Here is a 12,557-nt window from a genome sequence, read left to right on the forward strand (position 1 = left end):
TTGTTGCGTCAAGAACACCAATCATTCCAGGTCAGAGGGCACTTTCGCTATTTCACCGCACTCTCGATTCCCAATTACGTCGGTGGATCGAGGCTTAGTGTCGGGATTGGCGTCCAGGGTAGGTACGAGAGGCCCTGCCCTGGACTGCCACTCCACGGAAGGGGCGGAGATGGAACCAGACGGCTTGCCTGAATCCCTAACGGAAGCAATCGACGTGGCGCGTGCCATGACTGAGCCGGACAAGGCAGTGATCTACATCTTCCGGCCGTTGCTGACCACGAAAGCGGATCGGGATTGGGCGGAGTTCTTCGCCCGGCAGAGAGCCCAGCAGTTGGGCTTGCGTGTCTCCGGGGTGCTGGTGGTGGACAACTCCGATCAGGATCGGATGGGGATGCTGTACCGGCTTCTTCGGCAGATCGACTGTGCTGTGGTGATCACACCGTCACTCGCTCATGTCGGTGGAAATCCAAGGCGTGTAACAGCTTTCGCTGAACTCCAGACCGTCGACCCTGCTGCGTGTCATCACTGGCGGACCAAGGTCCCCAGGGAAGACCTGGACCAGCGCTGATACAGGAACCCGGTTGGACGGTCGGGCGTACTGCCTCGGAGGGGTATCTCTCGGTTGGTAGCTCCAGGCGATCGGAACGCATCCGATGAAGCTTCTTCATCGGTACTGCACCGTCACCGGCGCGTGGTCGGACCAGCGTTCGGCGTAGGTCGCGGCCTTCTCCACCACGGCCTGCTTGGCACGGGCCGCGATCTCGCCGCGCACCAGCTGGTAGTCGATGCGCCAGCCCGCGTCATTGTCGAAGGCGCGGCCGCGGTAGGAGTGCCAGCTGTAGGGGCCGGGCACGCCGGGATGCAGTTCGCGGACCACGTCCGCGTAGCCGGCGGCCAGCATGGACGACACCCAGGCGCGTTCCTGCGGCAGGAAGCCCGCGTTCTTGACGTTGCCCTTCCAGTTCTTGATGTCGAGCTCGGTGTGCGCGACATTCCAGTCGCCCATGATCACGAACTCGCCCGGATGGGCCAGCATGCGCGCACCGATGGCGTCCAGGAAGCGGTATTTCTCGTCCTGTAGCGGGGTGTCGGCCTCGCCGGTGTGGACGTAGACGCTCGCGATGGTCAGATCGTTGAAGTCGGCCTCGACATAGCGGCCGAGCGTGGCGAATTCCTCGACGGGAGACCAGCTTCCGTCCTGGAACAGGCCGACGCCGACACGCACCGCGTCGGGCTGGTGCCGGGACAGGATCGCCACGCCCGCCCGCCCCTTCAGGCCCGGTTCGGCATGGCTGAGGAACCATCCGGCGTCCAGCGCGGGCGCCAGCGCGCTACGCGTTTGCTCATCGGTCGCCCGAGTCTCCTGCAGGCAGACGATGTCGGCCTCGGTCGCGGCCAGCCACTCGAGCAATCCCTTGCCCGCCGCGGCACGCACCCCGTTCACGTTGCACGTACTGATGATTTTCGCCACTTTACGACCGTACAATGCGGCTTACCGACTCTCTTCACGGACATCGAGGTCCAGGAAGGGGTGACGACGATGACGTCAGGCACCACCCGGCCCACCGCCCCGCCCGCGCCCATCCGGGCGCTCCACACCGGCTCCGGCGAACCACTGCTCCTGCTGCACGGATTCATGCTGTCCCCGCATTGCTGGGAGCAGGTGGCACAGCGCATGTCGAGCCATTGCGAAGTGTTCGCTCCGGCCTTCACCGGGCACTGGGGCGGTCCCGAGCTCGAGGGCTGGTACCTCGACATCAGTGCCCTTGCCGACCGCGTGGAGGACCAGCTCGACGAGATGGGCTGGCGCACCTGCCATGTCGCGGGCAATTCGCTCGGCGGCTGGGTCGGCTTCGAGCTGGCCCGCCGGGGCCGCGCCCGCACCCTCACCGCTATCGCGCCCGCGGGCGGCTGGCAAACCCCCTCCACGCTGCAACTCCGAGTCGGGCTGAAGTTCCTGTCGATGGTGCCGTTCGTGGAGATCGGCAAGCATCTGCCGGCCGCCATCGCCTACAGCGGGTTCGTCCGGCAGGCGGTGGCGCTGCTGCTCACCAAGAACACCGAGGCGGCCTCGCGGGCGGGCATCGAGGCGGCCATCACCTCGGCCATGCACTGCAAGGCGATGCTGCCGATGCTGGTGAGCGGCCTGCGATTCCCGGCCCTCGAGCACCTGGCCACGCTGCGCACCCCGGTGCGGCTGCTCATGTGCGAGAACGACCGGATCATCCCGAATCGCCTGTACGCCCGGCGGTTCCTGGAGGAACTACCGGAATCGGCGGACCGCATCCTGGTCCACGACGTCGGCCACGTCCCCATGCTCGAGGCGCCCGACCGCATCGCGACGCTGATCGCCGAGCACGTCTACGCCAGCCGCACCCGCCTGCGGGCGGTCTGACGAGCCCGAATCACCTACGCTCTCCGGCACGCTCGGCGTTACCTGGAACCGTGCACCGGAACTCGTTCAGTTACATAGGATTACGGCGAATCCACGTCGCCAGGTTCGCGGCCCGTCTCGTTCTGGACCGAGCGGAGCCGAGGAGCGAGGCGGGGGAACGCACGGAGGAAGAACGAGACCTCCAGGGCCGCGAACCCGCCCGGAGCGAAGCGGAGGGCAAATTCGATATCGACAGGTGTGTGGAGAAATGACGCAACAACCGCAGGTGGACCAGTCCAAGCCCAGCATCGCCCGGGTGTACGACTATCTCCTGGGCGGCAAGGACAATTACGCGCCCGACCGGGAGGTCGGGGACTTCTTCATCAAGGATCTGCCGGGTTCGGTGGATATCGCGTACGCGAATCGGAATTGCCTCGTGCGCGCCATCGGCGAGATCTCGCGCGCCGGGATCAAGCAGTTCGTCGACATCGGCAGCGGCCTGCCCACCGCCGACAATGTGCACCAGGTGGCGCAGCGGCATCAGTCCGAGCCGCACGTGGTCTATGTCGACAACGACCCCATCGTGCTGGCGCACGGCCGCGCGATCCTGGAGACCGACGAGTTCACCACCGTCATCCAGGCCGATCTGCGTGATTCCGAGGGCATCCGCCACCATCCGGAAGTGGAGCGGCTCATCGACTTCTCGCAGCCGGTGGCCGTGATCTTCAGCGCCATCCTGCATCACCTCAACAATGACGAGAAGCCCGAGCAGGTGGTCCGCTACTGGGCCGACCAGATCTCTTCCGGCAGCATGCTCTACATCTCCCACTTCCGGTCCGGCTTCAACGAGCAGACGCGGGTCGCCGAGCAGAAGTTGCAGTCCACCTTCGGCCGCGGCCGCTGGCGCACCGACGAGGAGATCCTGGGCCTGTTCGGCGATCTCGAAATCCTGGAGCCGGGCCTGGTGCCCTGCTCCCTCTGGCGCCCCGAACCCACCGCCGAGGGCGTGGCCCGCATCGGCAGCGACCACCACGACCTCAGCGTCTGGGAGCAGCTGATCTCCGCCGCCCTCTCCCGCAAGCCCTGAGCCCCGAAACCCCTTGCGCCGCCTGCTGATCGCAGCACGCGATCAGCGGGTGTTCAGTCGAACCACTCCGGATCGCCCGCGGCGATGAGTTCGCGCAGAACGGCCGGATCGGCGAACGCGTCCCGCAGTAGCGCCCCGAGCGCCCGTAGCGCCGGCGCGTCCTGGCCGTACGCGACGAACATGCCCGCCTCGGGGTCGAAGCTCACCCGCTCCCCCAGCCCGGCCTCGTGCGTCGCCACCGCCGACCGCGCCACTCCAGCCCAGCCGTAACCGTTTCCTTCGTAACCGAATTCGGCGAAGACGGGTTCGGTGGTGAGCATGTGGTTGTCGGACAGCATCAGGCAGTAGTGCCCGGGCTTGTGGTCGTATTCGAAGAACATCAGTGGAGCGAAACTCTCACGATCGGTCACGCCCCGAACCCTAGCCACGACCCCCGACAAACCGATATTGAGTGAAACACCCTTATGTTGGACATGTGACCAGTAGAGTCTGGACGGGCCACCCGGCCGCGCGGCAAGGGGCCGCGTCCGAAGCACAGTGGGAGATTTCGCTGAGATGAGAACTGCGCGGGTTCTGTGTTCGGTCCTGTCGGCCCTGGCCATCGTGTCCAGCGGGTCTGCCGCGGCCGGGGCGGCGCCGGCCGACAGCGGCTCGGGGTCGGGGAGTTCCAGCGGCTCGGGGTCGGGCAGCGCCAGCGGATCCGGGACCGGTAGCGCCGGCGGTGCGCCGACCAGCGTGCCGTCGCTCGGCCCCGACTTCATGTGGGGCGTGGCCATGGCGGGATTCCAATCCGAAGGCCATGCGCCGGACAGCAATTGGAGCCGGTACGCGAATTCCGGCAAGGCGCATGACCCGTACGGCAATTCGGTCGACTTCTACGACCGTTACGCCGAGGACATCGATCTGGCGGCCGGGATGGGCCTGAAGGTGTACCGGCTCAGCATCGAATGGGCGCGGGTGCAGCCGCAGCCGAATGCCTGGGACGAGAACGGGTTCCGCTTCTACGATCAGGTCATCCAGAAGATCCGCGCGGCGGGGATGCGGCCCATGCTGACCCTCGACCACTGGGTGATCCCCGGGTGGGAGGCGGATCGCGGGGGCTGGAAGAACCAGGGCATGGTGTCGGACTGGCTCACCAATATGCGCAAGGTGGTCGACCGATACGCGCCCGACGACCCGATGTGGGTGACCATCAACGAGCCCATGGGCTATGTCGCGCAGTCGATCAAGATCGGTGACATCGGTGTGCTCGACGCGCTGCCGATGTTCGACCGGCTGGTGCAGGCGCACACCGCGATCTACGACTACATCCACAGCCGCCAGCCCGGCGCGCGGGTGACCAGCAATATCGCGCAGTACCCGATCGTGCAGAACCTCACCGACCTGCTGTTCGCCGACCGCATCCGCGGCAAGCTCGACTTCATCGGCGTCGACTTCTATTACGGCGCCTCGCTGACGCATCTGCCGAGCACCGCGCTGCTGGGCGACGAACTATGGAAGAACGCCATCGAGCCCGAGGGCATCTACTACGACCTGCGCACCTACACCGAGAAGTTCCCGGGCCTGCCGATCTACGTGGTGGAGAACGGACTTCCCACCGACAATGCCGCCCCGCGCAGCGACGGCTACGACCGCGCCGACCACCTGCGCGATACCGTCTACTGGCTGCAACGCGCCAAGGCCGACGGCATCGACGTGATCGGCTACAACTACTGGAGCCTCACCGACAACTACGAATGGGGCAGCTACTCACCGCGATTCGGCCTCTACACCGTCGACGCGAAGACCGACCCGACCCTCACCCGCCGCCCCACCGACGCCGTAGCCGCCTTCAAATCCATCACCGCCCAGGGCGGCGTCCCCGCCGACTACCGCCCTACCCGCAAACCTGCCCTGTGCTCGATCATCCTGCCCCTGGAGAGCTGCCTGCGCCCGGTCTCCGTCCCGTAGATCGTTACGTCGAACGGCGCCGTGCCGATCCCCGGCGTCCGGGGCCGCCGCCGGCGACTGGTGGCGGCCCCGGCCTTCCCGCGCGCCTAGTAGGCGAGCAGTCCCTTGGCGACGTGGGTCACCTGGATCTCGTTGCTGCCCGCGTAGATCATCAGCGACTTGGCGTCGCGGGCCAGCTGTTCGACGTGGTACTCGGACATGTAGCCGTTGCCACCGAAGAGCTGGACGGCGTCCATGGCGACCTCGGTGGCGATCTCCGAGCAGTACAGCTTCATGGCCGAGGCCTCGGCCAGCGTCGGCGGCTTACCGGCGCGGGAGCGTTCCAGGGCGTGGAAGACCATGTTCTGCACATTGATTCGTGCGATCTCCATCCTGGCCAGTTTGAGCTGGACCAGCTGGAAGCGGCCGATCTCCTGCCCCCACAGCTTGCGCGTCTTGGCGTAATCCACACAGAGCCGGTGGCATTCGTTGACGATGCCCAGCGCCATGAAGGCCACGCCGATGCGCTCGGAGGTGAAACTCGAGCGGGCGCTCTCCCGTCCGTCGCCGCCCTCGTGCTGCTCGGTCTCGCCGAGCAGCCGGTCCCGGCTCAATCGCACATTGTCGAAGAACAATTCGCCGGTGGGTGAGGCGTGCAGGCCCATCTTCTTGAACGGTTTGCCCTGGGTGAAGCCCTCCATGCCCTTGTCGAGCACGAAGGTCAGCACCTTCCGGTCGCGTTTGGCCGCGATCGTCTTGGACTCCGGGGCGCCGTCGCCCTCGTCCAGCTTGGCGTAGACGATGACGGTGTCGGCGTAGGGACCATTGGTGATGAAGGTCTTCTGCCCGTTGAGAATGTAGTCGTCACCGTCGCGGCGGACGTAGGTCTTCATCCCGCCGAAGGCGTCCGACCCGGAGTCCGGCTCCGTGATCGCCCACGCCGCAACCTTTTTCATGGTCACGATGTCGCCGAGCCAGCGCTCCTTCTGGGCGAGGGTGCCGCGCGAGAGGATGGTCGTCGCACCGAGCCCGATGCTCACACCCAGAGCCGTGACCAACCCCATGCACACCCCGGACAGCTCGCTGACGAGCACCGCCATCAGCGATTCCTGCCCGGAGAAGGGCCCGCCGTCGCCGCCGGGCTTCGCCGTCTTCTCCGGCAGCGACTCCCCGGCGGCCAGCGCCTCCTCCCGCTTGCGCTGCCCGGCAAGCAGTTTGGCGACCGCCTCGGAACCCAGCGCGTCGATGCCGAACTCGGCGAACAGCTTCCGGATGATCGGATAGGGCAGCATCTCGCCGCTGTCGAGGGCGTCCAGGTGCGGGCGCACCTCCTTGTCGATGAAGCTTCGCACCGCGCCGCGGATCAGCTCATCGGTCTCGGACCATTCGAACATCGTTGTCCGCCTTCCTGATTACGGCAGTCGCCCGGCGATATCGTCGATGGACCAGGGCCCCTCGGTCTCGATGGTCTTCACGTCGTGCCAGCCCGCCAGTTCGGAGATCGCGCCACCCTGCACCGCGAACACCTTGCCGGTGATCGGGCACTTCTCGGTGGCAAGATACGCCACCAGCGGCGAAATATTGGCCGGACTGAAGGCATCGAACTCGCCTTCTTCCAGTCCGGCCTGCTGCGCGGCCATCATCTCGCCCATGCCCGGCGTGGCCAGCGTGAGCCGGGTGCGGGCGATCGGCGCGATGGCGTTCACACGCACCCCGTAGCGGGCCAGCTCATCGGCCGCCACCAGGGTGAGCGCGGCGATACCGGCCTTGGCGGCACCGTAATTCGCCTGCCCGGCATTGGGGACCGTGGTGCCCGACGCCGACGCGGTATTGATCACCGCCGCAACGGGCTGATTGCCCGCCTTGGACTGCTCCTTCCAGTACCCGGCCGCGTGCCGCAGCACCGCCGCATGCCCCTTGAGGTGCACGGCCAGCACCGCGTCCCACTGCGACTCGTCCATGCCCGCCACGAAGGCGTCGCGCAGGATGCCCGCGTTGTTCACCACGACATCCAGCCGCCCGAACTCCGACACCGCCTGCTCCACCAGGTTTTTCGCGCCCTGCCAGTCGGCCACACTGTCGGTGTTGGCGATCGCCCTCCCCCCTGCGGCGACGATCTCGGCCGCGACCTCGTGCGCCGGGCCGGTGTCCGCGCCCTCACCGGCATTACTGCCGCCGAGGTCGTTCACCACGACCGCCGCGCCCTCCCGCGCGAACAGCAGCGCGTGCTCCCGGCCAATCCCCCGGCCGGCTCCGGTGATGATGGCGACCCGTCCGTCGAGTGCACCCATGAATGTCTCCCTAAGAGTTGTCGGAAATTTCGGCGAGGCCGTCGCTGAGGACGATGTCGCCGCCGCGGACCGTGCGGAAGGCGTAGGTGGTGACCCCGTCGGCCGAGCCGACCTTCCAGATCTGCGTCTCCAGGTCGTCGTTCGGGAACACCATCTTGGCGAAGCGCACCGCATACCGTTGCAGCCGAGCCACATCCGAGCCCGCGACCTGGGTCAGCACCCCCCACGACGACATGGCCATGGTGCAGAGCCCGTGCGCGATGATGCCGGGCAGACCGGCGTCCCGGGCGACCTGATCGTCCAGATGCAGCGGCACCGGATCACCGGAGGCCGGGGAGTACCGGTACGTCTGGTCGGCGTCCACGTGCGCGGCCACCGTGGCCAGCGGCTCCTGCTCCAGCAGTGCCGGATCGAACCGGTGCGCCGGGGCCGGATCGCCCACCTGCTTGCCCGCGTCGACATTGCGAAAGAAGGCGGTCAGGTACTGCTCGTTCACCAGTTCCCCGGCCTCGGACCGGCATTCGATGAGGATGGTGATGGTCGAGCCGTTGTCCATGCCCTCGAAACCGATGGCCTTGGCCCGCGACACCAGCTTGTCGCCGGGCCGGATGGGCCGGTGGAAATGGAAGTCCTGCTCCCCGTGCACCACCCGCCCGAAGACGTTCATCGGGGCCACCTCGATGACCGGCATCATCATGGCCTCGAAGACGGGCACGATGGCGAAGACCGGCGGGGCCGCATCGCCTTTCAGGTGCGCGGGAATGGGATCGTTGGTGGCCGCGGCGTATTCGGCGATCCGCTCGCGCGTGACCTCGAACGCCTCCTCGTCGGACCAGGAACCCAGCCCCGACTCGTTGAATTCGACAGCGGTGGAAGCCATCTCGGGTACCCGCTCGCCGTCAGGCCGCCGCGGCGAGCGCGTCGAGCGCGGCGAGAGTCTTGTCCAGCTGCGTGAGGCCATCCTTTTCCACCGCCTTGCCCAGCGCTCCCTTGATCAGCGCGCCCTCGAAATCACCGGACACCGAGAAGCGGCTGCCGGCGCCCTCCGGGGTGATGTCGAAGGCGAACTGCACCTTCACACCGGCCATGCCGGTGCCGCTGAGCACCAGCTTGTTCGGGGTCTCGACGCTCTCGACCACCCACTCGATCTTGTTGGCCATGCCGAGCATCATGATCTTGGCGGTCAGCTTCGCGCCCGGCGCCAGCACGGCCGGCGGCTCCTCCATCCAGCGCTCGTGGATGGAGAACCACCTGTCCCAGGTCTGTGGATCGGAGACCACGGCCCACAGGCCGTCGGGGGTGGCGGTCAGATCCTTGGAAGCTTCGATGTGTCCCACGGGATTACCTCTTCGTAGTCGCGGATGGAGGGGGAGGATCAGCGGTCGGCGCGCTGGTAGGCGGTGACGACGGCCGCGCCGCCGAGCCCGATGTTGTGCTGCAGGGCGGCGGTGACATTGCCGACCTGCCGCTTCTCGGCGGCGCCGCGCAGTTGCCAGGTAAGCTCGCTGCACTGCGCCAAACCCGTTGCGCCCAAAGGGTGTCCCTTGGAGATGAGCCCGCCGGAGGGGTTCACCACCCACTTGCCGCCGTAGGTGGTCGCGCCGGAGTCGATGAGGTGCCCGGCCTCGCCCTCCTTCGCCAGGCCGAGCGCCTCGTACAGCAGCAGCTCGTTGGCGGAGAAGCAGTCGTGCAACTCGATGACCTGGAAGTCCTCGGGGCCGAGCCCGGCCTGCGCGTACACCTTCTCCGCCGCCCGGACATTCATGTCGTAGCCGATGAGGTTCTTGGCGCTGCCGTCGAAGGTGGACTGGAAGTCGGTGGTCATGGCCTGGCCGACGATCTCGACCGCCTGCCGCGACAGGTCGTGGCGGTCCACGAATTCCTCCGAGGCCAGGACGACCGCGCCGGACCCGTCCGAGGTCGGCGAGCACTGCAGCTTGGTGAGCGGGTCGTAGATCATGCGCGAGCCCAGGATGTCGTCGAGCGTGTACTCGTCCTGGAACTGTGAATACGGGTTGTTCACAGAGTGCTTGTGGTTCTTGTATCCGATCTTGGCGAAGTGCTCGGCGGTGGTGCCGTACTTCTTCATGTGTTCACGTCCGGCCGCGCCGAACATCCACGGCGCCACCGGAAAGAGCACCTCGGAGATCTCCGCGAGCGCCATGATGTGGCGCGCCATGGGCTGTTCGCGATCGTCCCACGTGGAGCCGAGCGAGCCCGGCTGCATCTTCTCGAAGCCCAGCGCCAGCGTGCAGTCGGCCAGCCCGCCCCGGATCGCCTGTGCCGCAAGGTAGAGCGCGGTCGAGCCGGTGGAGCAGTTGTTGTTGACATTGACCACCGGAATGCCGGTCAGGCCCAGTTCATAGACGGCGCGCTGGCCGGAGGTGGATTCACCGTAGACGTAGCCGACATAGGCCTGCTCGATCTCGCGGTAGTCGATCCCGGCATCGGCGAGGGCCGTGGTCCCCGACTCCCGGGCCATGTCCGGGTAGTCCCAGCCACTGCCGTCCTCGTTCTTGCGCCGCCCCGGCTTCTCGAACTTCGTCATGCCGACGCCGACGATAAAAACGCGGTTCGCGAAGCGGCCCGATGTGGGGTGGGGGTGGGGCGACGGGTGGGCCTTGTTCGTCATCGAACTCCTCACATAGGGGAATGAAAACAAACATACAAAGCTGTATGTAACTAGGCAAGAGGGCGACGGTGTTCTCGGCATCGAGCACAAGATCGGCAGCTCCGGCCGGTATACCCGGACATACCGCCGATGCGGTGACCCCACCCGCGCAAACGGCGAAGGCCCCCGCCGCACACAGCGACGAGGGCCTTCGGGCCGAATCGATCAGCTATTCGTCGGCGATCCGGAAGTCGGGCATCCGAGCCTCGGCCGCCAGGCGCAACTGCGCCGAGGCCCGCAGCCAGCGCCGGTGCGCCCGCTCGGGATCGGGAGAAATGAAGTTGGTCACCAGGATTCCGCGCAGCGTATCCATCGCGGTGTAGGCGAAATCGCGAACGTTCTTGCGGTCCAGCTCATTCGGCACCAACTGAGCGACGGCCAGCAGCACCGCGTTGTTCACGAACGGCTCGACCTTCTCCATCTCGACCGCGAGCACCCGATCCGTGCGGCTGGCCACCCACAATTCGATGGCCGCGATGAACAGCGGGCCCTGATGCAACTCCCACATGGCCTCCAGGGTGGCGCCGATCGGATCGTCCCCGATGCGGACCCGCCGGATCTCCTTCATCGCCGCCTCCGTGCGCCGCTGCGCCAGATGACTGATCGCCGCTACCACCAGCTCGCTCTTGGAACCGAAATGGTGCACCTGGGCGCCCCGGGTCACGCCCGCGCGCTCGGCCACCCGCGGCGTCGTCGTCCCGGTGTAGCCGTACTCGACGAGGCAGTCGATGGTGGCGTCCAGCAGTCGCGTCCGGGTCTCACTGCTGCGCTGTTCCTGGGTGCGGCGCGGGGGTTTCGAGACGGCGGAGCTGGTCATGGGAGGATCTTACACTTACATACACTCGTGTATGTTCGCGCCGGAGGTGCGGGCGGAGTCCGGCCCGCACCGTGAGATGAACGCTGTGAGTCCTTGATCCTGAATGTGAGGTCTACACCGGTGTGCCGTGCACATTTCGACGGCCCGCCACGACCGTCACCGCGAGGAGTGCGGTGCCGACGACCGCCAGGCCCGCGCCGATCGCCGCCGGGGCGGTATAGCCGAGACCCGCGGCGATCACCAGGCCGCCGAGCCATGCGCCGGCCGCGTTGGCGATGTTCAAGGCCGCGTGGTTGAGGGCGGCGGCGAGGGTCTGGGCGTCGTGGGCGACATCCATGAGGCGGGTCTGCAGCGCCGGGGCGAGGGCCGCGCCGGATGCGCCGACCAGGAACGCGCCGAGGGCCGCGGTATACGGGTTGTGCGCTGCCGCAACGTATCCGGCGAGGATCACCACCATGGCCAGCAGGGAGATGAACACCGCGCGGTCGACGCCGCGGTCGGCGAGCACGCCGCCGGCGATATTGCCCGCCACCATGCCCAGGCCGAAGAGCATGAGCACCAACGGAACCAGACCCACCCGCAGGCCGGCGACATCGGTGAGGGTGGTGGTGATGTAGGTGTAGACCGCGAACATGCCACCGAAGCCCACCGCCCCGACCAGCAGCGTCAGCAACACCTGGGGACGACGCAGGGCCGTCAGTTCGGTGCGGGGGTCGGTCATGCGAATGCCGTGCAGGTCCGGCACGAAGCGGGAGATGGCGGTGACGGTCGCGATGCCGATCACGGCGACCACGACGAAAGCGTTTCGCCAGCCGAGGTTCTGGCCCAGCCAGGTGGCTGCAGGAACGCCGACGACATTGGCGGCGCTCAGGCCCAGCATAACTGCGGCAATCGCCTTGGCGCGCTGCCCCACCGGCGCCAGCGAGGCCGCCGCCAGCGACGCCACCCCGAAGTACGCGCCGTGCGGCAGGCCCGAGACGAACCGCGCCACGGTCAGCGTCGAGAAGCTGGGTGCGATCACACTGGCCGCATTACCCAGCGTGAATGCCACCATCAACGCCATCAGCAGCCGCTTGCGCGGGACCCGCGCACAGAGCGCCGCGATCACCGGCGCGCCGATCACCACGCCCAGCGCGTAGGCCGAAACAATATGTCCGGCAGTCGGTTCGGAGACCTTCATGGAGTCGGCGATATCGGGCAGCAAACCCATGGTGACGAATTCGGTGGTACCGATCCCGAACCCGCCCAGGGCCAGCGCCAGCATGGCGGGCACATGCCACCGCTCGCGTGACCCGACGGGACGGTCCATCCCGTCGGGGTTCATCTCGTCGGGAGCGGATGCGGTGGTGGCTGCGGACACGGATTCGGGCACAACCAAGCGCAACACA

At 67.0% G+C, this 12,557-nt stretch carries 13 protein-coding genes; 4 read left to right on the forward strand and 9 right to left on the reverse strand.

Translation table 11 applies throughout. The features are described from left to right. Nucleotides 1–169: 169 nt before the first annotated feature. A complete protein-coding gene (locus ACIRRA_RS37825; RefSeq protein WP_402778571.1) occupies nt 170–568 on the forward strand; it encodes a hypothetical protein in 399 nt (132 codons plus the stop codon). 96 nt (nt 569–664) lie between these two features. Here ACIRRA_RS37825 and ACIRRA_RS37830 read toward each other — a convergent pair whose 3' ends face one another. Further along, nucleotides 665–1,471: an exodeoxyribonuclease III gene (locus tag ACIRRA_RS37830; protein WP_402778574.1), complete on the reverse strand. Its 807-nt coding sequence runs from the start codon at nt 1,469–1,471 to the stop codon at nt 665–667. Between the two features lie 69 nt (nt 1,472–1,540). On the opposite strand from ACIRRA_RS37830, the gene ACIRRA_RS37835 reads away from it, so the two are divergent. Continuing rightward, on the forward strand, nt 1,541–2,395 hold the full coding sequence (locus ACIRRA_RS37835; protein ID WP_402778577.1) for an alpha/beta fold hydrolase: 855 nt from the start codon (nt 1,541–1,543) through the stop codon (nt 2,393–2,395). A 247-nt stretch (nt 2,396–2,642) separates the two neighbouring features. Continuing rightward, entirely contained in the window at nt 2,643–3,461 is an 819-nt protein-coding gene (locus ACIRRA_RS37840) for an SAM-dependent methyltransferase (RefSeq protein WP_402778579.1), read from the forward strand. Nucleotides 3,462–3,514: 53 nt separating this feature from the next. Here the strand turns inward: ACIRRA_RS37840 and ACIRRA_RS37845 are convergent, their stop codons facing one another. Continuing rightward, nucleotides 3,515–3,871 carry an immunity 51 family protein gene (locus ACIRRA_RS37845; RefSeq protein WP_402778582.1) on the reverse strand — a complete coding sequence of 119 codons (357 nt, stop codon included), beginning with the start codon at nt 3,869–3,871 and terminating at the stop codon, nt 3,515–3,517. Between the two features lie 145 nt (nt 3,872–4,016). On the opposite strand from ACIRRA_RS37845, the gene ACIRRA_RS37850 reads away from it, so the two are divergent. Next, nucleotides 4,017–5,411, forward strand: coding sequence for a family 1 glycosylhydrolase (locus tag ACIRRA_RS37850; protein WP_402778584.1), 1,395 nt, complete (start codon nt 4,017–4,019; stop codon nt 5,409–5,411). Between the two features lie 86 nt (nt 5,412–5,497). Here ACIRRA_RS37850 and ACIRRA_RS37855 read toward each other — a convergent pair whose 3' ends face one another. The 7 genes from ACIRRA_RS37855 to ACIRRA_RS37885 form a co-directional block, all read right to left on the reverse strand. Continuing rightward, nucleotides 5,498–6,784, reverse strand: coding sequence for an acyl-CoA dehydrogenase family protein (locus tag ACIRRA_RS37855; protein ID WP_402778586.1), 1,287 nt, complete (start codon nt 6,782–6,784; stop codon nt 5,498–5,500). An 18-nt stretch (nt 6,785–6,802) separates the two neighbouring features. Further along, nucleotides 6,803–7,681 (reverse strand): SDR family oxidoreductase, encoded by an 879-nt coding sequence (locus ACIRRA_RS37860; RefSeq protein WP_402778589.1) that lies wholly within the window; start codon nt 7,679–7,681, stop codon nt 6,803–6,805. Between the two features lie 10 nt (nt 7,682–7,691). After that, nucleotides 7,692–8,561: a MaoC/PaaZ C-terminal domain-containing protein gene (locus ACIRRA_RS37865; RefSeq protein ID WP_402778591.1), complete on the reverse strand. Its 870-nt coding sequence runs from the start codon at nt 8,559–8,561 to the stop codon at nt 7,692–7,694. A 19-nt stretch (nt 8,562–8,580) separates the two neighbouring features. Next, nucleotides 8,581–9,018, reverse strand: coding sequence for an SRPBCC family protein (locus ACIRRA_RS37870; RefSeq protein ID WP_402778593.1), 438 nt, complete (start codon nt 9,016–9,018; stop codon nt 8,581–8,583). A gap of 38 nt (nt 9,019–9,056) precedes the next feature. Then, nucleotides 9,057–10,313 (reverse strand): lipid-transfer protein, encoded by a 1,257-nt coding sequence (locus ACIRRA_RS37875; RefSeq protein ID WP_402778595.1) that lies wholly within the window; start codon nt 10,311–10,313, stop codon nt 9,057–9,059. A 208-nt stretch (nt 10,314–10,521) separates the two neighbouring features. Continuing rightward, a complete protein-coding gene (locus tag ACIRRA_RS37880; RefSeq protein ID WP_402778597.1) occupies nt 10,522–11,169 on the reverse strand; it encodes a TetR/AcrR family transcriptional regulator in 648 nt (215 codons plus the stop codon). A gap of 112 nt (nt 11,170–11,281) precedes the next feature. Continuing rightward, complete coding sequence (locus tag ACIRRA_RS37885; protein ID WP_402778807.1) at nt 11,282–12,493, reverse strand: MFS transporter; 1,212 nt, start codon at nt 12,491–12,493, stop codon at nt 11,282–11,284. Nucleotides 12,494–12,557 lie beyond the last annotated feature (64 nt).

It is taken from the genome of Nocardia sp. NPDC101769, assembly GCF_044766925.1.
Taxonomy (GTDB): Bacteria; Actinomycetota; Actinomycetes; order Mycobacteriales; family Mycobacteriaceae; genus Nocardia.